This window comes from Burkholderia sp. LAS2, assembly GCF_018417615.1.
Classification (GTDB): domain Bacteria; phylum Pseudomonadota; class Gammaproteobacteria; order Burkholderiales; family Burkholderiaceae; genus Burkholderia; species Burkholderia sola.
In genome coordinates this window covers 988,191-1,012,243 of the sequence record NZ_CP071052.1, presented here as the reverse complement: position 1 = coordinate 1,012,243, position 24,053 = coordinate 988,191, and the positions used below count along the sequence as shown (strand labels likewise).

Genomic DNA, 24,053 nt, shown 5'->3' with positions numbered 1-24,053 from the left:
ATCCTTGTTACCTTTCCTTTACCGCAGCTTGAGGGTGGTCAGACCGAACAGGCACAACATCAGGGTGATGATCCAGAAACGCACGACCACCTGCGTTTCCTTCCAGCCGGACAATTCGAAATGGTGATGCAGCGGCGCCATCTTCAGCAGGCGCCGCCCTTCGCCGTAACGCTTCTTCGTGTACTTGAACCACGACACCTGCAGCATCACCGACAGCGTTTCCGCGACGAAGATGCCGCCCATGATGAACAGCACGATTTCCTGGCGCACGATCACCGCGACCGTGCCGAGCGCGCCGCCCAGCGCCAGCGCGCCGACGTCGCCCATGAACACCTGCGCGGGGTGTGTGTTGTACCAGAGGAACGCGAGCCCTGCCCCGCCCATCGCGGAACAGAAGATCAGCAGTTCGCCCGCGCCCGGGATGTGCGGGAACAGCAAATATTTTGAATAGACCGCGCTACCCATCACATACGCGAACACGCCGAGCGACGCGCCGACCAGCACGACCGGCATGATCACGAGGCCGTCGAGGCCGTCGGTCAGGTTCACCGCGTTGCTCGCGCCGACGATCACGAAGTAGGTCAGCACGATGAAGCCCCATACGCCGAGCGGGTAGCTGATCGACTTCAGGAACGGCAGCATCAGGTCGGCACGCGCCGGCAGCCCCATCGACAGGCCGCTTCTCACCCATGCCATGAACAGGTCGAACACGCGTACGTTGTTCGCCTCGGACACGCTGAACGCGAGATAGACGGCCGCGAACAGCCCGATCACCGACTGCCAGAAATACTTCTCGCGCGACGACATCCCGCGCGGATCCTTGTGGACGACCTTGCGGTAATCGTCGACCCAGCCAATTACGCCGAAGCCGAACGTGACGAGCATCACGATCCAGATGAACCGGTTCGTCAGGTCACCCCACAGCAGCGTCGCGACCGCGATGCCGATCAGGATCAGCACGCCGCCCATCGTCGGCGTGCCGGACTTGACGAGGTGGGTCTGCGGGCCGTCCTTGCGCACGGCCTGCCCGACCTTCATTTGCGTCAGCTTGCGAATCACCCACGGTCCGCACACGAGCCCGATCCCCAGCGCGGTGATGGTGGCCATCACCGCCCGGAACGTGAGGTACGTGAACAAGCGCAAAAAGCTTGCGTCTCCTTGCAGCCATTGCGCCAGCGCCAGCAGCATGCTTCCTTCCTTCTACTCAGTGTGCGGCGGGCACGGTGCCCGTCGCGGGTTGGTTCGTCAGCGCGTCGACCACGCGCTCCATCTTCATGTACCGCGAGCCCTTCACGAGCACCGTCGCCTGCGCGCCGTAACCGGCCGCGAGCAGCGCCGACACGAGCGCGTCGACGTCGCCGAAATGGCGTGCCGTGTCGCCGTAGGCGGTGCACGCGTCGCGCGATGCGTCGCCGAGCGCGAACAGCGCGTCGATCCCGCGTTCGCGCGCGTACGCGCCGACCTCGCGGTGGAATGCCGGCCCTTCGTCGCCGACTTCGCCCATGTCGCCGATCACCAGCACGCGCGGCGCCGGATGCGCGGCGAGCACGTCGATCGCGGCACGCATCGAATCGGGGTTCGCGTTGTACGTATCGTCGACGACCGTCGCGCCCGCGAGGCTGCCGACGCTCGCCTGCTTCACCTGCAGCCGGCCCTTGACCGGTTCGAACGCTTCGAGCCCCTGCCGGATCGCCGACAGCGCGACGCCGGCGCCGAGCGCCGCGGCCGTCGCGGCTAGCGCGTTGCGCGCGTTGTGCTCGCCGAGCGCACGCAGCCGGACCGTGACGGCGCCCGCCGGCGTGTCGATCGCGAGCTCGCCGCCGTGCACGCGGCCGACCACCTGCGCGTCGTTCTGCCGTTCGACGTCGTGCAGCGCGAAATCGAGGATCCGGTTGCCGGTCGCCGCAACGCGCCAGATGCCCGCGTACGCGTCGTCGGCGGGGAACACCGCGACGCCGTCCGGCGGCAGCGCGTGGATCACGGCCGCGTGTTCGAGCGCGACGGCTTCGACCGTCGCCATGAATTCCTGGTGCTCGCGCTGCGCGTTGTTGACGAGCGCGACCGTCGGCGCGGTCAGACGCGCGAGGACGTCGGTTTCACCCGGGTGGTTCATGCCGATCTCGATCACCGCGAGACGATGCACGGCCGACAGGCGCAGCAGCGTCAGCGGCAGGCCGACGTCGTTGTTCAGGTTGCCGGCCGTCGCGAGCCGCGCGTCGGCGCCGACCGCCGCCGCGAAGATCGACGCGATCATTTCCTTGACGGTCGTCTTGCCGTTGCTGCCCGTCACCGCGACCAGCGGCAGCGGGAATCGCATCCGCCAGCCGTGCGCGAGCGCACCGAGCGCGGCACGCGTTTCGCCGCCTTCGATCATCGGCATCGCGACGCCTGCGGGCGCGTGCGCGACGAGCGCGGCGGTCGCCCCGCGCGCGGCGACGTCGCCGAGGAAATCGTGCGCGTCGAAGCGCTCGCCCTTCAGCGCGACGAACAGGTCGCCCGGGCCGACCGTACGGCTATCGGTCGACACGCGGTCGAACGTGACGCCCGCGTCGCCGTGGACGGTGGCGCCGGGAATCAGGCGGCCGGCTTCGCCGAGACTGAGCATCGTCATTCGGCGCCTCCCTTGCCGTGCGTCGCGCGCGCGGCGAGCGCGAGCCTTGCATGATCCTGATCGGAGAACGTGCGCTTCTTGCCCATGATTTCCTGCGTGGCCTCGTGGCCCTTGCCGGCCAGCACGACGACGTCCTCGCGAGCGGCGCCGCGCACGGCCTGCAGGATCGCGCTCGCGCGATCCTCGATCCGGCGTGCGCGATCGGGCGCGGTCATGCCCGCGACGACCTGGTCGATGATGCGCTGCGGATCCTCGCTGCGCGGGTTGTCGCTCGTGACGACGGTTTCATCGGCGAGCCGCTCCGCGATCGCGCCCATCAGCGGACGCTTCGTCGCATCGCGATCGCCGCCGCAGCCGAACATGCAGACGAGCCGGCCGCCGCGCGCCGCGGCGATCGGGCGCAGCGCGTCGAGCGTCTTTTCGAGCGCGTCCGGCGTATGCGCGTAGTCGATCACGACGAGCGGCTCGTCGTTCTGCAGCCGGCCGCCGAGCCGCTGCATCCGGCCGTTGACCGACTCGAGCCGCTCGATTTCGCCAAGGGCCGCGTCGAACGGCACGTCGGCCGCGAGCAGCGAGCCGAGTACCGCGAGCAGGTTGCTGACGTTGAACGTGCCGAGCGTGCCGACCTCGACGTCCGCGTCGCCCCACGACGAACGCAAGCGGAAAGCGGTGCCGGTCGCCGTCGCGCGCACGTCGAGCGCGATCAGCTCGCGATCGGCGTCGGGCGCCGGCACGTCGCCGATCCCATACGCGATCGTGCGCACACGGCCGGCCAGCTTCTCGAGCAGGCGACGGCCCGCTGCGTCGTCGCGGTTGATCACCGCCGCGCGCAAACCGCGCCACGCGAACAGCTTCGCCTTCGCCGCCTCGTACGCATCCAACGTGCCGTGATAGTCGAGGTGATCCTGCGTGAGGTTCGTCAACACCGCGATGTCGAACGCCGTCCCGTTCACGCGCCCCTGGTGCAGCGCGTGCGACGACACCTCCATCGCGACGGCCTGCGCGCCCGCGCCGCGCAACTGCGCGAGGCTGCGCTGAAGTTGCGGCGCGTCGGGCGTCGTGAAGCCGGTCGGCACGAGCTGGCCGGGCATCCCGCTGCCGAGCGTGCCGATCACCGCGCACGGCTGGTGCAACGCCGTCAGCGCGGTGGCGATCCATTGCGTGCACGACGTCTTGCCGTTCGTGCCGGTGACGCCGATCGCGAGCAGGCTGTCGCTCGGATCGCCGTACCAGCCGCTGGCGATCTCGCCGGCGAGCTGGTCGAGCGCCGGCACCGCGAGCGCGACGGGTACGGCCGGCGCGGCCGGTGCCGCGCTCAGCCCTTCCGGCTGATACAGCACGGCGGCCGCACCGCGTGCGACGGCGTCGGCCATGAACGCGCGGTTATCTGCCCCGTCGACCGCATACGCGACGAACACGTCGCCAGCCTTCAGGCTGCGCGTGTCCGCATGCAGTTGCGCCGCGGGGGTCACATGCTGACGCAACCACGCGAGCGCGGCTGCGATCTGCTGATGCGCCGGATGGGAACTGCGGGCGGCGCTCATCGAACCACTCCTGGTGAATTACGTGTCGTGCTGGATACGATCATATGCTTCGCACCGCTGCCCGCGGCCAGCTTTTGCGGGCCCTTTGCGGTAGCAGATTCCGGCGAATCGTCGGACACGACGAGCTGCTTGATCGGCATGTTCGGCGGGACGTTCAGCGCACGCATCGTGTCGCCGGCGATCGCCGAGAATACGGGGCCCGACACCTGGCCGCCGAAGTGGCTGCCGGCAGTCGGCTCGTCGACCGACACCGCGATCACGACGCGCGGATTCGGCATCGGCGCCATCCCGACGAACGACGCGCGGTATTTGCGCGTGTAGCCGTGACCTTCATGTTTGTATGCGGTACCGCTCTTGCCGCCGACGCGGTAGCCCGGCACGGCCGCATCCGGCGACGTGCCGCCCGGCGCGACCACCGTCTCGAGCATCGCGCGCACTTCGCGCGCGGTGGTCGGATTGAACACCTGCGTGCCCGCGATCGGCTGATTGGGGTCGGTCTTGAAAATGGTCACGGGCATCAGCTCGCCGTCGTGCGCGATCGCCGTGTACGCGCGGGCGAGCTGGAACAGCGACACCGACAGGCCATAGCCGTACGACATCGTCGCCTGCTCGATGCGGCGCCAGCTCTTCCACGGACGCAGTCGGCCGGCCACCGCGCCCGGGAACCCGACCTTCGGCGCCTGGCCGAGGCCGATGCTCGTATACATATTCCACATTTCCTCGGGCCGCATCGTCATCGCGATCTTCGTCGCGCCGATGTTGCTCGACTTCTGGATCACGCCGCCGACCGTCAGCGTGCCGAAACCCGCGTCGTCGGTGATCGGCGCGCCGTCGAGCACGAAGTGCCCGTTGCCCGTCTCGACGAGCGTGTTCGGCGTCACGCGATGCAGATCGAGCGCGAGCGACACGGTGAACGGCTTCATGATCGAGCCCGGCTCGAACACGTCGGTCATGATCCGGTTGCGCAACTGCTCGCCCGTCATGCGCGAACGGTCGTTCGGGTTGTACGTCGGGTAGTTGACGAGCGCGAGCACTTCGCCGGTCCGCACGTCGACGACCATCGCCGCGCCGGCCTTCGCCTTGAACTTCTCGACGGCGGCCTTCAGGTTCGCGTACGCGATGTACTGGATCTTGCTGTCGATCGACAGGTCAACGTCGGTGCCGTTGTGCGGCGGGATCTGCTCGGCGACATCCTCGATGATGTGCCCCATCCGGTCCTTGATCACGCGACGCATGCCGGACGTGCCGGACAACATCTTCTGGTCGCCCAGTTCGACGCCTTCCTGCCCTTCGTCCTCGACGTTCGTGAAACCGATCAGGTGAGCGGTGATCTCGCCTTCCGGATAGAAGCGCTTGTATTCGTTGCGCTGATAGATGCCGGGAATGTCGAGCGCGGCGACCTTGTCCGCGACGTCGATCGGCACCTGGCGCTTCACGTAGACGAAACCCTTGTCTTGCGACAGCTTCACGCGCAGTTCCTTCGGCGTCATGCCGAGGAGCTTGCCGAGCTGGTTGACCTTGTCGGTATCGAGATCGTCTGGCACCGCGTCCGGAATCGCCCAGATCGCGCGCACCGGCAAGCTCGTCGCGAGCACGAGCCCGTTACGGTCGAGAATCTTGCCGCGCGTGGCCGGCAGCTCGAGCGTGCGCTGGTAGCGGCTTTCGCCCTGCTTCTGATAGAACGCGTTGCCGGGCCCCTGGATCCAGAACGCCCGGGCGGTCAGCGCGACGAACGCCATGAACAGCAGGAACACGACGAGCTTCGAGCGCCACATCGGCAAATGCACGCCCAGCACGGGGCTCGACGAGAACTTCACGTTCTGGCGCTTCGGGGATGGCTTCATCGCGCGCCCCCGTTGCCCTTGCCGGTCGTGTCGGCCGATGCCGCCATCGGCGCGTCGATCGCCTTCGCCGCACCAGCCGGCAGCGTCAGGTATTGCGTGCGACCGGTCGAAATCGGCTGCATTTTCAGCGAATCGTTCGCGAGCTGCTCGATGCGCGACGTCTTCGACAGCGCGCTCTGCTGATATTGAAGCTGCGCGTAGTCCTGCTGGAGCTGACGCTCCTGCGACTGCGCGCGCTGCAGCTGGATGAAGATCTGGCGTTGCTGGTTCGTCGAGTTGACGACCGACAGCGCGCAACCCATCACGATGATCAGCAGGAAGATATTGAGACGGCTCATGGCGTGACGCGCTCCGCAATGCGCATCACGGCCGAGCGGGCGCGCGGATTCGCGGCGACTTCCGCTTCGCTCGGGAACTGGCGGCTGATGATCTTGAGCGGCGGGCTCGGCAGGTCGACGGCGCGGATCGGCAGGCGACGATCGACCGCAGGCGCACTCGCGTGCGCCTGCATGAATCGCTTGACGATCCGGTCCTCGAGTGAATGAAAGCTGATGACCACCAGCCGCCCCCCTTGCTCCAGCAACGACAGTGCCGCGTCTAGTACGACTTGCAGGTCCGCAAGCTCTTGATTGACGTGAATCCGTATAGCCTGAAAGGTGCGGGTTGCCGGATCCTTGCCCTTCTCACGGGTTTTGACGACGTGACCCACGATTTGGGCAAGCTCGCCCGTGGTGTCGAGAGGCCCAAGACGGTCGGACTCTGCCCGGCGAGCAACAAGCGCCTTTGCAATCTGAAAAGCAAACCGTTCTTCCCCATAATCCCGTATCACCTCCGTCAATTCCTGCACCGATGCCCGCGCGAGCCATTCGGCCGCCGACTCGCCGCGCGTCGGATCCATTCGCATGTCCAGCGGACCATCCGCGCGGAAACTGAAGCCGCGCGCCGGATCGTCCACCTGCGGCGAGGACACGCCCAGGTCCAGCAACACCCCCGACACCTTCTCGACGCCGCGCGCCGCAAGCGCGTCGCGCATCGATGCAAAGCTGTCATGCACGATCGAGAAGCGCGCATCCTCGATGCCCTGTGCCGTCTCGATCGCCCTCGGATCCTTGTCGAACGCGATCAGCCGCCCGCCCGACGCCAGCCGCGCGAGCACCGCGCGGCTATGGCCGCCGCGCCCGAACGTGCCGTCGACATACACGCCGTCCGGCCGCGTCACGAGCGACTCGACCGCCTCATCCAACAGCACCGTCCGATGCCGCAATTCATTTCCCATCGCGGGCGTCTCCGTCACCGCAATCAGAACGTGAAATTCTTCAGCGCGTCGGGCATGCCCTGCGCCATCGCCGCCTGCTCCTTCGCGTTGTAGGTCTGCGAATCCCACAGCTCGAAGTGACTACCCATTCCCAACAACATGACTTCCTTTTCCAGTCCGGCTGCCATGCGCAGCTCGGGCGATACGAGAATCCGGCCCGCGCTGTCGAGATCGACATCCATCGCATTGCCGAGAAAAATTCGCCGCCACCAGTGCGCGTCCATCGGCAGCGCGGCGATCTTGGCGCGGAACACTTCCCATTCGGGGCGCGGAAACAGCAACAGGCAGCCGTCCGGGTGCTTGGTCACAGTCACCCGTCCTTCTGCCTGTCCTTGCAGCGCTTCGCGATAGCGAGCCGGCACCGACATCCGCCCTTTCGCATCGAGCGTCAGCGCCGACGCCCCTTGGAACACTTTCCGCTCTCCCGTTCAGGGCACCGAAGCACCCGCTCAATGCTGAGAATTTAGCCGGAACAGCCGGCTAAATCACACAAAAATACACTTTCTCACACTGTCTCCCACTTTAGAGGAAGGGTGTGGCACGGTCAAGGGAGCGGCCCGCTTTTTTGACGAATTTTGTTAGTTAGAACAAGGACTTACGCGCACATGCTCATGCGACCCCTCATTCCAAAAACCGTTATAAATGAATGAGCTAGTGCAACTTGTGAAGGTGATACGTGAGAAAGACGGGCCAGACTGGCGTGCGGACGGGGCTTTCGGGGGCGGGAAAACGAGGAGTGAGCGGACGGTATCGGGGGCGGTGAACCGGGGCGGCGTCCTGCGCCACCCCGGCCAAATCTCAGAGATAGTAAGCAGTGCGCGTCATGACTTTCGACGCGGCGCGCATCAGCATCCGCGCGGGTAGCGGCAGCTCGATCCCGCCGGCGTCGGTCGCGGCCTTGCCGTGCTTCACCTCGTCGATCCGCATCTGGTCGACGATCGCGCGCGATGCGGTGTCGGTCGCCGGCAGCTCGGACATGTGACCTTCGAGATGGCTCTCGACCTGCCGCTCCGTCTCCGCCATGAAGCCGAGGCTGACCTTGTCGCCGAGCGTGCCGGCCGCCACACCGATCGCGAGCGCGCCGGCATACCACAGCGGGTTCAGCACGCTCGGGCGCGAATCGAGTTCCTTCAGGCGGTGCGCGGTCCACGCGAGGTGATCCTCCTCCTCGCGCGCGGCCTCCTCGAACATCGCCTTCGCCGACGCGGTGCGCGCGGTGAGCTTCTGCGCCTGGTAGAGCGCCTGCGCGCAGACCTCGCCGACGTGATTCACGCGCATCAGGCCGGCCGCGTGCGTGCGCTCGGCGGGCGTCAGTTCGACGTCCGTCGTATCGACCGGCACGGGCACCGGCCGGCTCATCCGGCTAATGCCGGTCAGCGATCGCAGGCCGCGATCGAATTCGCTGATCAGTTCATCCAACACCATCCTGTTCTCCTGGCTGCAGATGCCGCTGCGCGCGGCAAGGGCACGAGTCCGCTGCGTAACCGACTTGATTATTCAGCGGAAATTGCGGTTAACCCGTGATTTTAACCATTGTTGCATAAAGGAAACATGGCGGCGTTGAGCTGCAGCATTTCGCTTTGTGGCAAAAACCGGCTTTGCTACATTACGTGCGACTTCTTGCGAAGTTGATGGGGCCCGTCGACAGAACATAACTATCCGCCCCGCCAAAAAAATTCAGTGATTCTTGGAGATCCGCTAATGAAAAAGTCGCTTCTCGCGCTCGTCGCGCTGGGCGCGTTCGCTGGCGCTGCTCATGCGCAAAGCAGCGTGACGCTTTACGGCATCATCGATGAAGGCTTCCTCTTCAACAACAACGCAGGCGGCAAGCACCTGTACGGCCTGGCGAGCGGCGTGATGCAAGGCAGCCGCTTCGGCCTGCGCGGCACCGAGGACCTCGGTGGCGGCCTGAAGGCGATCTTCACCCTCGAAAACGGTTTCGACGTGAACAGCGGCCGGCTCGGTCAGGGCGGCCTGATGTTCGGTCGTCAGGCTTACGTCGGCCTGTCGAGCCCGTACGGTACGGTCACGCTGGGTCGTCAGTACGACTCCGTCGTCGACTTCGTCGGCCCGCTCGAGGCAGGCGACCAGTGGGGCGGCTACATCGCCGCTCACCCGGGCGACCTCGACAACTTCAACAACGCATATCGCGTGAACAACGCGGTCAAGTTCACGAGCCAGAACTACGGCGGCCTCACGTTCGGCGGCTTGTACAGCTTCGGCGGTCAGGCAGGCCAGTTCTCGAAGAACCAGGTCTGGTCGCTCGGCGCAGGCTACAACAACGGCCCGCTGGTCCTCGGCGTCGGTTACTTGAACGCACGTACGCCGAACCAGTTCGGCGGCATGTTCAACAACGGCTCGGCATCGTCGTCGATCTCGTCGCCGGTCTACGGCGCGTACGCGAACAACGCGAACACGTACCAGGTCATCGGTGCAGGCGGCGCGTACACGTTCGGCGCAGCGACGATCGGCGCGACGTACTCGAACACGAAGTTCAAGGGCTTCTCGGCAGGCCCGTTCGTGAACCAGACCGCGACGTTCAACAACGGCGAAATCAACTTCAAGTACCAGTTGACCCCGGCGTTGATTCTCGGCGCCGCGTACGACTACACGCAAGGCAGCAAGATCGACGGCAACTCGGCAGCCAAGTACCACCAGGGCTCGCTGGGCGTCGACTATTTCCTGTCGAAGCGCACGGACGTGTACGCGATCGGCGTGTACCAGCACGCATCGGGCAACGTGCTCGATTCGAACGGCAACGTCCTGAAGGCAACGGCGGCGATCAACGGTCTCGCAGGTTCGAGCACCAGCAACCAGGTCGCAGCACGCGTCGGTATCCGTCACAAGTTCTAATCAGCTTGTCTGACAAGCCGCAGCATATTGAAGGCGCCTTCGGGCGCCTTTTTCTTTGCTGGCGCGGCGGGGATGCCGATTGGTGGCCGGGCGGTGAATCGATCGGTCCGCGGGTGGCGGTAGACGCGCGTCGCGGTACGCCGTCCCGGCCGTCAGGTCGAAACGCGAGGCTTGCGCCGCCGCTCGCACGAAACAGGCGCCTCCTGGTCAATCACCCGCAGCCGCAAACAAAAAGCCCGGCACAGGCCGGGCGTTTCGTTCAACCGCATCGTTGCGTGCGTTACGCACGTCCGTCGCGCAGTTCGCGCCGCAGGATCTTGCCGACGTTCGTCTTCGGCAGCTCCGTGCGGAACTCGACCAGCTTCGGCCGCTTGTACCCGGTGAGCCGCTCCTTGCAGTAGGCAAGGATGTCCTTGTCGGTCAGCGCCGGATCCTTTTTGACGACGAACAGCTTCACGGCTTCGCCGGAATGCTCGTCCGGCACGCCAACTGCCGCCACCTCGAACACGCCCGGATGCGACGCCACCACGTCCTCGACTTCGTTCGGATAGACGTTGAAGCCGGACACGAGAATCATGTCCTTCTTGCGATCGACGATCTTCACGTAGCCGCGCGCATCCATCACGCCGACGTCGCCCGTCTTGAAGAAGCCGTCCGCGAACATGACCTTCGCGGTCTCGTCGGGCCGGTTCCAGTAGCCGGCCATCACCTGCGGGCCACGGATGCAGATCTCGCCCGGCTCGCCGAGCGCGACGTCGTTGCCGGCATCGTCTCGGATCGCGACTTCGGTCGACGGCAGCGGCAAGCCGATCGTGCCGCTGTATTCGGTCGCCGTCACAGGGTTGCAGGTCGCCACCGGCGACGTTTCGGACAGCCCGTATCCTTCGATGATCGCCGTACCGGTCTTTTCATACCAGCGCTTCGCGACGCCTTCCTGGATCGCCATGCCGCCGCCGTTGGCGATCACGAGCTTCGACAGGTCGAGCTGACCGAATTCCGGATGGTTCAGCAGCGCGTTGTACAGCGTGTTGACGGCCGGAATCGTCGAGATCTGGTAGCCCTTCAACTCCTTGATCATGCCGCCGATATCGCGCGGGTTCGGGATCAGGATACCCATCCCGCCCGTGCGCATCGTCAGGAAACCGCACACGGTCAGCGCGAACACGTGATACAGCGGCAGCGCGACAACCGTCACGAACTGTTTCACGTCCGGGTACTTGTCGTGAGCCGGCTGATGCCACGCGCCGGCCTGCAGCACGTTCGACACGATGTTCCGGTGCAGCAGCGTCGCGCCCTTCGCCACGCCGGTCGTCCCGCCCGTGTACTGCAGGAACGCGACGTCGTCGGGGCCGATTTTCTGCGATTTGAAGCCCTGTCGCCCGCCCTCCGACAGCGCGGCCTTGAAGCGCGTGAACGACGGCAGTTGCCACGCAGGCACCATCTTCTTCACGTTGCGCACGACGTAATTGACGAGCCAGCCCTTGATGCCCAGCAGGTCGCCCATCGACGCGACGACCACGTGCTTGACGGCCGTATTGGCGATGACGGCCTGCAGCGTCGACGCGAAATTCTCCAGGATGACGATCGCCTCCGCACCGCTGTCCTTCAGCTGATGCTCGAGCTCACGCGGCGTATACAGCGGGTTGACGTTGACGACCGTGTAGCCGGCACGCAGGACCGCGGCAATCGTGACCGGGTATTGCAGCACGTTCGGCATCATGATCGCAACGCGCGCCCCGCGAGCCAGGCCGCGGGATTGCAGCCACGCGCCGAACTCGCGCGACAGCTTGTCGAGCTCGCCGTACGTGATGCCCTTGCCCATGCAGACGAACGCGGTACGGTCTCGGTACTGCCGGAAGCTCTCGTCGAGCAGGTCTGGAACGGACGGATAAGGAGAGGCGTCAATTTCGGCTGGAACGCCGGGTGGGTACGATTTCAGCCAAATTTGATCCATACCGCGCGTCTCCTCACAGATTTTCGAATGGTCGTGCTAAAACGCATCGTAACGGCTCCCCCGCCCCGAGACAACAGGGTTAGATGTCCAACTCGAACTTGCATATCAATTTCGTCTGATCATACGGCGATATTCGATCAAATCCGCTCAACTTCCACAAGACAATCGTAAAACGTCGCCGAATTGCCCAGGTCTGTCAGCGCCTGGCTCGTCACCTCGTTCGCGTTCCTGCCGTCCGGCGACAGCTTCTTCCACCAGATCGACAGACCGACGACGAGCCCGGCACGCGCGCGATCGGTTACTCGCGCGAGCGCCTGCATCGATCCGCGATCGTTGAAGATACGGACGACGTCTCCCTCTGCGATGCCGCGCGCGCGGGCGTCGGACGGATGCATGTCGAGGTGCGGCTCGCCTTCCGTCGAACGCAGGCTGTCGACGTTCACGAACGTGCTGTTCAGGAAGTGGCGGGCCGGCGGCGAAATCATCGCCAGTGGATAGCGTGCGGCAAGCTCGGGCGCGGCTTCGGCCGATTCGAACGGCGGCAGATAGTCAGGGACGGGGTCCAAGCCCATCTGCTCGAGCCGCGGGCTGTAGAACTCGCACTTGCCGGAGGGTGTGCGGAAACCGCCGTTCGCGAATGGCGCTTCCGGCAGCTTGAGCTTCAGCCAGCCTGCGCGCTTCAACGTGTCCCAGTCGCTGTCGAGCGCCGGATCGTCCCAGCGAAGCGCCGCACGCGCGACCTCTTCGTCGCTGTGATAGAGCGCGGGCTCGTCGAGTCCCATGCTGCGCGCGATTCCGCGAAAGATCTCCGTGTTCGGCCGCGCGTCTCCCACCGGCGGAATCGCCGGCAGGTTGGCCATCACGTAGGTATGGCCGTACGACTTATGGACATCCAGATGTTCGAGCTGCGTCGTCGCCGGCAAGACAATGTCGGCGAAATCGACCGTATCCGTCTTGAAGTGTTCGAGAACGACCGTGAACAAATCGTCACGTGCGAAGCCCGCGGCAACCTTCGACGAGTCCGGCGCGACCGCCACCGGATTCGAGTTGTACACGATCACCGCTTCGACTTTCGGCCCGAACGTCGCGTCGCCCGGGTGTAGCAGCGCATCGCCGAGCGCGTTCATGTTGATGATGCGCGGCAGCTTGTGCGGCCAACCCGGCATCAGGTCCGGACGCACCAGCGTCGCCTGATTGACGGGCGCCGATTCCGACGACGAGAGCAGCAGGCCACCCGCCCGATCGCGCCACGCCCCCGTCAATGCCGGCAGGCTTGCGATTGCGCGCACGGCATTGCCGCCGCCGCGAACGCGCTGCATGCCGTAGTTGAGGCGAATCGATGCCTTGCGGGTGGCGCCGTAGCGACGCGCAAGGTCGACCAGCTCCGATGCGTCGATGCCGCAGATCTGCGCAACGCGTTCCGGCGGGTAGGACAAGGCGCGCGCCTTGAGTGCGTCAAAGCCGAGTGTGTGGTCGGCGATGTAATCGTGATCGAGCAGGTTTTCGGTAATCAGCACGTACATCATGCCGAGCGCAAACGCGCCATCGGTACCGGGCTTCAGTGCAATGTGCTGATGACATTTCTCCGCGGTGAGCGAACGGTACGGGTCGATCGCGACAAGATGCGCGCCACGACGCTTCGCTTCCTGCGCGCGGGTCCAGAAGTGCAGGCTCGATGCAATCGGATTCGCGCCCCATATCAGGATCAGCTCGCTTTCCTCGAAGTGCTCGACGTGCATGCCGACACTACCGCCGTATGTGTATCGCAGCCCCGCCGCGCCGGCCGCCGAGCAGATCGTGCGCTCCAGCCGCGACGCGCCGAGCTTGTGGAAGAAGCGCTGGGCAATGCCCTCGCCTTGCACGAACCCCATCGTCCCCGCATAGCTGTACGGCATGATTGCTTCCGGCGCGCGCTCGGCGATTTCACCGAGGCGACGCCCGATCTCGTCGAATGCCTCGCTCCAGCTAATCGGCACGAAGCGCCCTTCCCCCTTCGCGCCGACGCGCTTGAGCGGGACGGTGAGGCGATCGGGATGATGAACGCGATCCGCGTATCGGCTGACTTTCGTACACAACACACCCTGCGTCGGCGGATGATCGGGATCGCCGGTGACCTTGATTGCCTTGCCGTTCTCTACGGTCACTCGCATTGCGCACGTGTCCGGACAATCATGCGGGCAAACGGCCCGGGCTATCTGGGTGGCGGCGTTCATCGTTTTTGAATGCAGAGATGGGGATTCGCAAATTTTACGTGGGGACGTTGAATAAAGCGTTCATTTCGCACGGATTTCGGATTATTTGACCGAAGACGGGACGGGTAGCTGGCTGCAGGAAGCGGGTCGCACGATCGCGCTTGCCGTTGGGTTGTGGGGAGCAAATCGCGGTTTTGATCGAAGATACGATCAATAATCGGCGGAATTGTAGGAGATGGAAGCGATTGAGGCAGTTTGAGGCTGGCCCAATTTCCGTCCCAGTCTTAGTTGGAAAATTCCGGCTCTTCGGGGCGGCCCGAATCGGCCCGATCGGTGCACTGGCGGGCAAATTCCGCCGGTGTCATCCACTGCAGCGCAGAATGAGGACGCGCCTCGTTATAGTACTCGCGCCAGACCTCGATTTTGCGTCTGGCGTCCTCGAGCGACAAGAACCAATGTGCGTTGAGGCATTCCTCCCGGAAGCGTCCGTTGAAGGATTCATTCTTCGCATTGTCGGTCGGCTTGCCAGGACGCGAGAAGTCAATCTCCACGCCATTCTCGTACGCCCATTTGTCCAGCGCCTTCGAAATAAATTCGCTGCCATTGTCTGCCTTGATATAGCGGGGAAGCGGACGATGCTGCGCAAGCCGGGTCAGTGCGGCGACAACGTGCTCGCCACGCAACGAGCCGTCGACTTCAATCGCCAGGCATTCTCGCGTGTAGTTGTCCACGATCGTGAGCGTGCGCAAGCGTCGACCATCAAACAACGCATCAGCAACGAAGTCCATACTCCAGATTTCATTGATTGCGCTCACTGACTGCTTTGGCTGTCGGCGCCGGGCAGCCTTGTTTCGACGGGGGCGCTTGTGGCGCAACGAAAGGCCCAGTTCGCGATACACGCGTTCTACTCGCTTATGGTTGTCCCTCCAGCCTTCCCGGCGAAGCATCACGTACACGCGAGGCGCACCGTAATGCACTCGCACTTCCGTGATCTCCTTGATGCGCATTTCCAGGGCGCTTTGATCCCGCGCGACCGACTCGTAGCGGTAGACCGTGCGGGACAGCTGCAACAACGCGCAGGTCTGCCGCTGGCTTGCGCCGAAACGTTGCATCAAGTCCGTGACAAGCTCACGGCGCCAAGAAGGCTTCAGAGCTTTTTTGACAGCACATCCTGCAGCATGGCCTTGTCCAGCGACAGATCGGCCACAAGCCGCTTAAGCTTCGCGTTCTCTTCCTCAAGCTGCTTCAGCCGGCGCAGCTCCGAAGGCGACAGCCCGCCGTACTTCGTCCGCCAGTTGTAAAACGTCGCGTCGCTGATGCCCATCTTGCGGCACACCTCCGCGACCGGCGTGCCCAGCTCGGCCTGTTTCAACGCGTAAGCGATCTGTTCCTCGGTGAACTTGCTCTTCTTCACGGCATGACCTCCTGGTCTCGATGACAACGTCACGCCGGAATTTTCCACTTTCAAATGGGACAGTTTTGTGGGCTAGGGTCAATTTGCGGCAGAGGAGCCCGGCGTACGTAGTCGGCCCTGAACAATTCGTTTTGTCGCGCAGTTGAAGCTATGCCGCCGACGCCGTAGCGGTTTGGAAGTTGAGCAAAGCGGCGAGAATCAGGGCGTAAAAAACCCGCAGCTTGCGCAGGATCATCCGCAGGTTGTGGCCGGCACCGCACAGCACTGCGTGGATCGCATCGCCCAACGAACCCTTGAGCCAATTGCGATCCAGCTTGCCGTCGGCCTTCATGTGGCCGATGGCCGGCTCGATCGCGCTGCGACGCCGAATCATTGCTCGCAGCCCGCGCGTAATGCCGCGTCGCAAGCCTGGGTGATAGACCTTCACACCATCGACGGCGACTCCCTTGTAGCCGCGGTCGACGACAGCAATCTCCGGCTGAACGTCGCTGAGGATCGCCGCTTGTTCCAACGCTTCGGCCAGCGTGTGCCCGTCGTACGGATTGCCCGGCATCGAGCGCGCTCCCACCACCAGGCCCTCCCGGTGCGTCGTCGTGATCGACACCTTCACGCCGAATTCGTAAGGCCTTCGCGCTTTGCCCTTCGCCAGGCACTCAACTTCCGGCGCGTGCAGCGCGTACAGCTTGTTCTTGTTCTTTTGCTTCTGCGACAGAATCCGCTTCGTGCGGCCGATCAGCTCTTCCAGCGCCGCGCGGCTTTGCTGCGCCACGCCATCGAGCTGCCGTTCGACGTCGCGCATCACACGGCCCACGCGCGAGCGCAAGGCCCGCAGCGCTTTCTTCATCCGCTTGTACTGCTTCGCGTGCGCGTAGCGGCCAATCTGGCTCGCCAGACGGGGCGCCTCGCGGTTGTAGTTCTGCCGCAGTTTCAGGCCGTGCCGGGCGGCCGCCTTCACCAGATGTTCGCGGCAGCGCTCAAGCAGGCGCGAATCGGTGGGATGGGCGACTGCCTTCTCCATCACCGTCGTGTCGACAATCACCCGCTTTAAGCTCGAAGTCTTGATGACGTTGGCACGTTTGGCCGCTTCGATCGTCTCGGCCAGCAGTTCCTCAACCCCGGCTTCGCCCAGCCGCTTGCGCCAGCGCGCCAGGCTCGACGGATCGATCGGCGGCTTCGTCTGCAAGTACGTCTCGCCCGTGAACACCTGCCAGTACGGGTTCTCGAGCCACTGCCAGACGACGTCCTCGTCCGACAGGTCGAACGCATGCTGCAAGTACAGCAGTCCTGCGCTCAAACGCGGCGAAGTTGCCGGTCGGCCCCGCTGCGACACGAAACTCACGCTCATCGCCGTGCTCAACCGATCCCAGTCGATCAGATCGGTCAGGCGAATCAACGGATGCTTCAAGTTGATCTGCTCGCGCAGCGGTTGGCGGAAGAAATCTCCCTCTGGCACCGGCGTCTTTGGACCCATCCACACCTCGTCAGGATTTGCAGGATTCACGCGTCAATATGCCTGCATCCTGCAGATACAACAACACCGTTTCGGCCTCACAGCCTTTCTGAATAAGCCGTTCAGGATTGTTCAGGGCCGACTACGTAGCCTCGGTCACGCCTCGCCACATGCTTTTGGGGACGCCGAAATGCAAAAACCCCCGCCTTGTCGGGCGGGGGTTTCTGGCTAAGGGAGCCTGACGATTACCTACTTTCACACGGGAATCCGCACTATCATCGGCGTAGAGTCGTTTCACGGTCCTGTTCGGGATGGGAAGGGGTGGGACCGACTCGCTATGGTCATCAGGCAAAGGGGGTTGTTGCGTTGCTTCGCAGCGCAACCAATCTGGGAAGAAGCAGTAATTTCGTTGGGTTGTGAGCTGTATCTCACACATACGCGGTAGTTCAACCGTCGTACGTCGAGTGCCTCGCACTCGACGCTCGATGTCCGTAAGCGCTAAAGCGCTAACGGGCATCGAGACAGACTTGTTATAGGATCAAGCCTTACGGGCAATTAGTATCAGTTAGCTGAACGCATTACTGCGCTTACACACCTGACCTATCAACGTCCTGGTCTCGAACGACCCTTCAAGGGGATCTAGTCCCCAGGGATATCTCATCTTAAGGCGAGTTTCCCGCTTAGATGCTTTCAGCGGTTATCTCTTCCGAACATAGCTACCCGGCGATGCCACTGGCGTGACAACCGGTACACCAGAGGTTCGTCCACTCCGGTCCTCTCGTACTAGGAGCAGCCCCCTTCAAATATCCAACGCCCACGGCAGATAGGGACCAAACTGTCTCACGACGTTTTAAACCCAGCTCACGTACCTCTTTAAATGGCGAACAGCCATACCCTTGGGACCGGCTACAGCCCCAGGATGAGATGAGCCGACATCGAGGTGCCAAACACCGCCGTCGATATGAACTCTTGGGCGGTATCAGCCTGTTATCCCCAGAGTACCTTTTATCCGTTGAGCGATGGCCCTTCCATACAGAACCACCGGATCACTATGACCTGCTTTCGCACCTGCTCGACTTGTCGGTCTCGCAGTTAAGCACGCTTATGCCATTGCACTATCAGCACGATTTCCGACCGTACCTAGCGTACCTTCGTACTCCTCCGTTACGCTTTGGGAGGAGACCGCCCCAGTCAAACTGCCTACCATGCACTGTCCCCGACCCGGATCACGGGCCAAGGTTAGAACCTCAAACAAACCAGGGTGGTATTTCAAGGACGGCTCCACCGAAACTAGCGTTCCGGTTTCATAGCCTCCCACCTATCCTACACAGATCGGTTCAAAGTCCAATGCAAAGCTACAGTAAAGGTTCATGGGGTCTTTCCGTCTAGCCGCGGGTAGATTGCATCATCACAAACACTTCAACTTCGCTGAGTCTCGGGAGGAGACAGTGTGGCCATCGTTACGCCATTCGTGCAGGTCGGAACTTACCCGACAAGGAATTTCGCTACCTTAGGACCGTTATAGTTACGGCCGCCGTTTACCGGGACTTCAATCAAGAGCTTGCACCCCATCATTTAATCTTCCGGCACCGGGCAGGCGTCACACCCTATACGTCCACTTTCGTGTTTGCAGAGTGCTGTGTTTTTATTAAACAGTCGCAGCCACCAGTTTATTGCAACCCCTTCACCCTCCTGGCGCAGGCCAGTCAAGCTACAAGGGCGTACCTTATCCCGAAGTTACGGTACCAATTTGCCGAGTTCCTTCTCCCGAGTTCTCTCAAGCGCCTTAGAATACTCATCTCGCCCACCTGTGTCGGTTTGCGGTACGGTCATCGTTAGACTGAAGCTTAGAGGCTTTTCTTGGAACCACTTCCAATTGCTTCGCTCCCTAAGGAGCTCGCGCCACACCCTTGAATTGCGCGCCCGGATTTGCCTAAGCGCCTTCTCCAATGCAGCGACCGGGACTTCCAACACCCGGACAACCTTCCGCGATCCGTCCCCCCATCGCATCTAACAATGGTGCAGGAATATTGACCTGCTTCCCATCAGCTACGCATTTCTGCCTCGCCTTAGGGGCCGACTCACCCTACGCCGATGAACGTTGCGTAGGAAACCTTGGGCTTACGGCGAGGGGGCCTTTCACCCCCTTTATCGCTACTCATGTCAGCATTCGCACTTCCGATACCTCCAGCACCCTTTACAAGGCACCTTCGCAGGCTTACGGAACGCTCTCCTACCATGCGAGCAAGCTCGCATCCGCAGCTTCGGTATATAGCTTAGCCCCGTTACATCTTCCGCGCAGGACGACTCGATCAGTGAGCTATTACGCTTTCTTTAAAGGGTGGCTGCTTCTAAGCCAACCTCCTGACTGTTTTAGCCTTCCCACTTCGTTTCCCACTTAGCTATATTTGGGGACCTTAGCTGGCGGTCTGGGTTGTTTCCCTCTTGACACCGGACGTTAGCACCCGATGTCTGTCTCCCGTGATTGCACTCTTCGGTATTCGGAGTTTGCTATGGCGGGGTAATCTGCAATAGACCCCCCAACCATGACAGTGCTCTACCCCCGAAGGTGAGACACGAGGCACTACCTAAATAGTTTTCGGAGAGAACCAGCTATTTCCAGGTTTGTTTAGCCTTTCACCCCTATCCACAGCTCATCCCCTAACTTTTCAACGTTAGTGGGTTCGGACCTCCAGTACGTGTTACCGCACCTTCATCCTGGCCATGGATAGATCACCTGGTTTCGGGTCTACGCCCAGCAACTGAACGCCCTATTCGGACTCGCTTTCGCTACGCCTGCCCTATACGGTTAAGCTTGCTACTGAACGTAAGTCGCTGACCCATTATACAAAAGGTACGCCGTCACCCCTTGCGAGGCTCCGACTGTTTGTATGCATGCGGTTTCAGGATCTATTTCACTCCCCTCCCGGGGTTCTTTTCGCCTTTCCCTCACGGTACTGGTTCACTATCGGTCGATCACGAGTATTTAGCCTTGGAGGATGGTCCCCCCATCTTCAGACAGGATTTCACGTGTCCCGCCCTACTTGTCGCACACCTAGTTCTTTCATACTGTTTTCGCCTACAGGGCTATCACCTGCTATGGCCGCACTTTCCAGAGCGTTCGGCTAACAATACAAATAAAGAGTGCAAGGCTCATCCCATTTCGCTCGCCACTACTTTGGGAATCTCGGTTGATTTCTTTTCCTGCGGTTACTTAGATGTTTCAGTTCACCGCGTTCGCTTCACTGGACCTATGTATTCAGTCCAGGATGACCCAAAAGGGCCGGGTTTCCCCATTCGGACATCTACGGATCAAAGCTCGTTTGCCAGCTCCCCGTAGCTTTTCGCAGGCTACCGCGTCCTTCATCGCCTGTGATCGCCAAGGCATCCACCACATGCACTTGTTCGCTTGACCCTATAACGAGTCTGTCTCTCGACAGCCGCTACAGGTTGAGTTCTCGCGTTGTGCCGTATTCCAATTGAGTCGAACATAGAGTTCGAATCATCTTGAGATACATCGATACAATCACAACCCGGATAACTTCCACGTCCATCTCGAGACGCTTCCGCTATCCAAATTACTTACTTCTTCCAGATTGTTAAAGAACGACAGCCGATACATACTACGTATCACTCTGACTGGCTCAATCGCCAATGACAAAGACTCGAACAACGCTTCGTTCGAACGCTTGTCATTGAAGATTGGTGGAGGCAGACGGGATCGAACCGACGACCCCCTGCTTGCAAAGCAGGTGCTCTCCCAGCTGAGCTATGCCCCCATGAGTACAGATGCCTCAGGTGTGTTACCGCCAGACAATGGTGGGTCTGGTTGGATTCGAACCAACGACCCCCGCCTTATCAAGACGGTGCTCTAACCGACTGAGCTACAGACCCCTGAGTCTGTCTTTGATTTACAGCCGATAAGCGTGAGCGCTCAACTTCGCGAGATAGCTCTGGAAAGGAGGTGATCCAGCCGCACCTTCCGATACGGCTACCTTGTTACGACTTCACCCCAGTCATGAATCCTACCGTGGTGACCGTCCTCCTTGCGGTTAGACTAGCCACTTCTGGTAAAACCCACTCCCATGGTGTGACGGGCGGTGTGTACAAGACCCGGGAACGTATTCACCGCGGCATGCTGATCCGCGATTACTAGCGATTCCAGCTTCATGCACTCGAGTTGCAGAGTGCAATCCGGACTACGATCGGTTTTCTGGGATTAGCTCCCCCTCGCGGGTTGGCAACCCTCTGTTCCGACCATTGTATGACGTGTGAAGCCCTACCCATAAGGGCCATGAGGACTTGACGTCATCCCCACCTTCCTCCGGTTTGTCACCGGCAGTCTCCTTAGAGTGCTCTTGCGTAGCAACTAAGGACAAGGGTTGCGCTCGTTGCGGGACTTAACCCAACATCTCACGACACGAGCTGACGACAGCCATGCAGCACCTGTGCGCCGGTTCTCTTTCGAGCACTCCCGCCTCTCAGCAGGATTCCGACCATGTCAAGGGTAGGTAAGGTTTTTCGCGTTGCATCGAATTAATCCACATCATCCACCGCTTGTGCGGGTCCCCGTCAATTCCTTTGAGTTTTAATCTTGCGACCGTACTCCCCAGGCGGTCAACTTCACGCGTTAGCTACGTTACTAAGGAAATGAATCCCCAACAACTAGTTGACATCGTTTAGGGCGTGGACTACCAGGGTATCTAATCCTGTTTGCTCCCCACGCTTTCGTGCATGAGCGTCAGTATTGGCCCAGGGGGCTGCCTTCGCCATCGGTATTCCTCCACATCTCTACGCATTTCACTGCTACACGTGGAATTCTACCCCCCTCTGCCATACTCTAGCCTGCCAGTCACCAATGCAGTTCCCAGGTTGAGCCCGGGGATTTCACATCGGTCTTAGCAAACCGCCTGCGCACGCTTTACGCCCAGTAATTCCGATTAACGCTCGCACCCTACGTATTACCGCGGCTGCTGGCACGTAGTTAGCCGGTGCTTATTCTTCCGGTACCGTCATCCCCCGACTGTATTAGAGCCAAGGATTTCTTTCCGGACAAAAGTGCTTTACAACCCGAAGGCCTTCTTCACACACGCGGCATTGCTGGATCAGGCTTTCGCCCATTGTCCAAAATTCCCCACTGCTGCCTCCCGTAGGAGTCTGGGCCGTGTCTCAGTCCCAGTGTGGCTGGTCGTCCTCTCAGACCAGCTACTGATCGTCGCCTTGGTAGGCCTTTACCCCACCAACTAGCTAATCAGCCATCGGCCAACCCTATAGCGCGAGGCCCGAAGGTCCCCCGCTTTCATCCGTAGATCGTATGCGGTATTAATCCGGCTTTCGCCGGGCTATCCCCCACTACAGGACATGTTCCGATGTATTACTCACCCGTTCGCCACTCGCCACCAGGTGCAAGCACCCGTGCTGCCGTTCGACTTGCATGTGTAAGGCATGCCGCCAGCGTTCAATCTGAGCCAGGATCAAACTCTTCAGTTCAAACCTGTTACTGTTTTCGGTTCGGTTAAGAACCGGTCGCTCACTCAAAGCTGACAGGAATATGAATCACTTCATAAACCTGACTTACTTTAGTGTGAGACTCTTGATACTTTCGCTATCTGATCCGAGGATCAGCTCGCTTCCATCAAGCGCCCACACTTATCGGCTGTTAATTTTTAAAGAGCATTCTGCGAGGAACTTCGTATTTCCCGGCAGCGCCGCGTTTTCAGCAGCAGAGAAGCGAGATTATGAACCGTGTTTCGCAGCTCGTCAACAACTTTTTACACTACATCGTTGCGACTGCGGGGCTCAACTTCCTGTACCGCCAAGGCTCGCTACGACCGAACCCCAACAGCACCGCTTCCCTTCCTTCCGCGCCGCGTTTCCGTTAGCGCGAAAGAGGCGTGATTCTATGCATCCGCCCCCATCCGCGCAAGCCCTTTATGAAGAAAGTTTGAAAAAGCCTCCGGGCGCTGGCGCGCACGGAGGCTTTGAAGCACCCGGGCGAGGCAATCGCGCCGACGACGGATATAGGTCAGCCACCGGATACCTATCGTGGCGCCGGCCGATCAGCGGTGTTTGAACACAGGCTTCCGCTTCTCGACGAACGCCGCCATCCCTTCCTTCTGGTCTTCGGTTGCGAACAACGAATGGAACAACCGTCGCTCGAAGTGGACGCCTTCAGCCAGCGTCGTCTCGTACGCGCGGTTCACCGACTCCTTGACCATCATGACCGCCGGCAGCGAAAACTCGGCGATCGTCGTCGCCGCGGCAATCGCCTCGTCGAGCAGCTTGTCGGCTGGCAGCACGCGCGATACGAGTCCGGCACGCTCGGCCTCGGCGGCGTCCATGAAGCGCGCGGTCAGGCACATGTCCATGGCCTTCGCCTTCGATACCGCGCGCGGCAGACGCTGCGTGCCGCCCGCACCCGGCATGACGCCCAGCTTGATTTCCGGCTGGCCGAACTTGGCCGTATCCGCCGCGAAGATGATGTCGCACATCATCGCGAGTTCGCAACCACCGCCCAGCGCAAAGCCCGACACCGCAGCAATGATCGGTTTGCGGATCTCGCGGACCGTCTCCCAGTTGCGCGTGATGTAGTCGCCCCGATAAGCATCCATATAGGAATAGGCCGCCATCATGCCGATGTCCGCGCCGGCCGCGAACGCCTTCTCGCTGCCAGTCACGACGATGGCGCCGATATCGTCGTCCGCGTCGAACGCCTTCAGCGCAGCGCCCAGTTCATCCATCAACGCATCGTTCAGCGCATTCAGCGCCTTCGGACGGTTCAGCGTCACCAGACCGACACGCCCCCGGGTCTCCACCAGGATGTTCTCGTAAGCCATCTATTTCTCCTCGATCAATGAAATGAGAAACGCCTCGCAC

14 protein-coding genes, 2 tRNA genes and 3 rRNA genes are annotated in these 24,053 nt (G+C 61.7%); 1 reads left to right on the top strand and 18 read right to left on the bottom strand.

Annotated features, from left to right (window positions below; all coding sequences use genetic code 11):
- Positions 1–18 precede the first annotated feature (18 nt).
- The 8 genes from mraY to coq7 all read right to left on the bottom strand — a co-directional run bounded on the left by mraY (position 19) and on the right by coq7 (position 8,739).
- The gene (mraY, locus tag JYG37_RS04720; RefSeq protein WP_006477019.1) at positions 19–1,188 is read right to left on the bottom strand and encodes a phospho-N-acetylmuramoyl-pentapeptide-transferase; all 1,170 of its coding nucleotides are present in this window, start codon (positions 1,186–1,188) and stop codon (positions 19–21) included.
- Between the two features lie 16 nt (positions 1,189–1,204).
- Positions 1,205–2,611 (bottom strand): UDP-N-acetylmuramoyl-tripeptide--D-alanyl-D-alanine ligase, encoded by a 1,407-nt coding sequence (locus JYG37_RS04715; RefSeq protein WP_050013906.1) that lies wholly within the window; start codon positions 2,609–2,611, stop codon positions 1,205–1,207.
- Positions 2,608–4,155, bottom strand: coding sequence for a UDP-N-acetylmuramoyl-L-alanyl-D-glutamate--2,6-diaminopimelate ligase (locus JYG37_RS04710; RefSeq protein ID WP_124594246.1), 1,548 nt, complete (start codon positions 4,153–4,155; stop codon positions 2,608–2,610). Before JYG37_RS04710 ends, JYG37_RS04715 begins: the two co-directional genes overlap by 4 nt.
- Positions 4,152–5,999 (bottom strand): peptidoglycan D,D-transpeptidase FtsI family protein, encoded by a 1,848-nt coding sequence (locus JYG37_RS04705; protein WP_050013908.1) that lies wholly within the window; start codon positions 5,997–5,999, stop codon positions 4,152–4,154. Before JYG37_RS04705 ends, JYG37_RS04710 begins: the two co-directional genes overlap by 4 nt.
- Positions 5,996–6,337, bottom strand: coding sequence for a cell division protein FtsL (ftsL, locus tag JYG37_RS04700; protein WP_050013909.1), 342 nt, complete (start codon positions 6,335–6,337; stop codon positions 5,996–5,998). The genes JYG37_RS04705 and ftsL overlap by 4 nt, the downstream gene beginning before the upstream one ends.
- Positions 6,334–7,275 (bottom strand): 16S rRNA (cytosine(1402)-N(4))-methyltransferase RsmH, encoded by a 942-nt coding sequence (gene rsmH / locus JYG37_RS04695; RefSeq protein WP_050013910.1) that lies wholly within the window; start codon positions 7,273–7,275, stop codon positions 6,334–6,336. The genes ftsL and rsmH overlap by 4 nt, the downstream gene beginning before the upstream one ends.
- 23 nt (positions 7,276–7,298) lie before the next feature.
- The gene (gene mraZ, locus JYG37_RS04690) at positions 7,299–7,727 is read right to left on the bottom strand and encodes a division/cell wall cluster transcriptional repressor MraZ (protein WP_006487094.1); all 429 of its coding nucleotides are present in this window, start codon (positions 7,725–7,727) and stop codon (positions 7,299–7,301) included.
- A gap of 385 nt (positions 7,728–8,112) precedes the next feature.
- Positions 8,113–8,739, bottom strand: coding sequence for a 2-polyprenyl-3-methyl-6-methoxy-1,4-benzoquinone monooxygenase (gene coq7 / locus JYG37_RS04685; protein ID WP_124630564.1), 627 nt, complete (start codon positions 8,737–8,739; stop codon positions 8,113–8,115).
- Between the two features lie 276 nt (positions 8,740–9,015).
- Between coq7 and JYG37_RS04680 the strand changes: the two genes are divergently transcribed.
- Complete coding sequence (locus JYG37_RS04680) at positions 9,016–10,167, top strand: porin (protein WP_124630563.1); 1,152 nt, start codon at positions 9,016–9,018, stop codon at positions 10,165–10,167.
- A gap of 280 nt (positions 10,168–10,447) precedes the next feature.
- Here the strand turns inward: JYG37_RS04680 and JYG37_RS04675 are convergent, their stop codons facing one another.
- From JYG37_RS04675 to JYG37_RS04630, 10 genes are all read right to left on the bottom strand, one after another.
- The gene (locus JYG37_RS04675; protein WP_050013913.1) at positions 10,448–12,121 is read right to left on the bottom strand and encodes a long-chain fatty acid--CoA ligase; all 1,674 of its coding nucleotides are present in this window, start codon (positions 12,119–12,121) and stop codon (positions 10,448–10,450) included.
- Positions 12,122–12,258: 137 nt separating this feature from the next.
- Positions 12,259–14,334, bottom strand: a complete 2,076-nt coding sequence (locus JYG37_RS04670; protein WP_209925704.1) for a molybdopterin-containing oxidoreductase family protein — start codon at positions 14,332–14,334, stop codon at positions 12,259–12,261.
- A 263-nt stretch (positions 14,335–14,597) separates the two neighbouring features.
- A protein-coding gene (locus JYG37_RS04665; protein ID WP_124630562.1) for an IS3 family transposase occupies positions 14,598–15,727 on the bottom strand; the annotation gives its coding sequence in 2 pieces (ribosomal slippage) (positions 14,598–15,475 and positions 15,475–15,727; 1,131 coding nt in all).
- A gap of 148 nt (positions 15,728–15,875) precedes the next feature.
- Positions 15,876–17,198: an IS5 family transposase gene (locus JYG37_RS04660; protein ID WP_213345912.1), complete on the bottom strand. Its 1,323-nt coding sequence runs from the start codon at positions 17,196–17,198 to the stop codon at positions 15,876–15,878.
- A 215-nt stretch (positions 17,199–17,413) separates the two neighbouring features.
- A 5S ribosomal RNA gene (gene rrf, locus JYG37_RS04655) occupies positions 17,414–17,526 on the bottom strand.
- A 185-nt stretch (positions 17,527–17,711) separates the two neighbouring features.
- Positions 17,712–20,592: ribosomal RNA gene (locus JYG37_RS04650) — 23S ribosomal RNA — on the bottom strand.
- A gap of 288 nt (positions 20,593–20,880) precedes the next feature.
- Positions 20,881–20,956: transfer RNA gene (locus JYG37_RS04645), tRNA-Ala, on the bottom strand.
- A gap of 38 nt (positions 20,957–20,994) precedes the next feature.
- Positions 20,995–21,071: transfer RNA gene (locus JYG37_RS04640), tRNA-Ile, on the bottom strand.
- Positions 21,072–21,134: 63 nt separating this feature from the next.
- Positions 21,135–22,667, bottom strand: a 16S ribosomal RNA gene (locus tag JYG37_RS04635).
- The 16S, 23S and 5S rRNA genes sit together here with 2 tRNA genes alongside, the layout of an rRNA operon.
- Before the next feature lie 569 nt (positions 22,668–23,236).
- Positions 23,237–24,013: an enoyl-CoA hydratase gene (locus JYG37_RS04630; protein ID WP_050013041.1), complete on the bottom strand. Its 777-nt coding sequence runs from the start codon at positions 24,011–24,013 to the stop codon at positions 23,237–23,239.
- Between the last annotated feature and the right edge of the window lie 40 nt (positions 24,014–24,053).

Bases quoted from the DNA above. Each gene is read 5' to 3' on its own strand.
- mraY (WP_006477019.1), bottom strand. From the start codon at position 1,188: ATGCTGCTGGCGCTGGCGCAATGGCTGCAAGGAGACGCAAGCTTTTTG.
- JYG37_RS04715 (WP_050013906.1), bottom strand. From the start codon at position 2,611: ATGACGATGCTCAGTCTCGGCGAAGCCGGCCGCCTGATTCCCGGCGCC.
- JYG37_RS04710 (WP_124594246.1), bottom strand. From the start codon at position 4,155: ATGAGCGCCGCCCGCAGTTCCCATCCGGCGCATCAGCAGATCGCAGCC.
- JYG37_RS04705 (WP_050013908.1), bottom strand. From the start codon at position 5,999: ATGAAGCCATCCCCGAAGCGCCAGAACGTGAAGTTCTCGTCGAGCCCC.
- ftsL (WP_050013909.1), bottom strand. From the start codon at position 6,337: ATGAGCCGTCTCAATATCTTCCTGCTGATCATCGTGATGGGTTGCGCG.
- rsmH (WP_050013910.1), bottom strand. From the start codon at position 7,275: ATGGGAAATGAATTGCGGCATCGGACGGTGCTGTTGGATGAGGCGGTC.
- coq7 (WP_124630564.1), bottom strand. From the start codon at position 8,739: ATGGTGTTGGATGAACTGATCAGCGAATTCGATCGCGGCCTGCGATCG.
- JYG37_RS04680 (WP_124630563.1), top strand. From the start codon at position 9,016: ATGAAAAAGTCGCTTCTCGCGCTCGTCGCGCTGGGCGCGTTCGCTGGC.
- JYG37_RS04675 (WP_050013913.1), bottom strand. From the start codon at position 12,121: ATGGATCAAATTTGGCTGAAATCGTACCCACCCGGCGTTCCAGCCGAA.
- JYG37_RS04670 (WP_209925704.1), bottom strand. From the start codon at position 14,334: ATGAACGCCGCCACCCAGATAGCCCGGGCCGTTTGCCCGCATGATTGT.
- JYG37_RS04660 (WP_213345912.1), bottom strand. From the start codon at position 17,198: ATGGGTCCAAAGACGCCGGTGCCAGAGGGAGATTTCTTCCGCCAACCG.
- JYG37_RS04630 (WP_050013041.1), bottom strand. From the start codon at position 24,013: ATGGCTTACGAGAACATCCTGGTGGAGACCCGGGGGCGTGTCGGTCTG.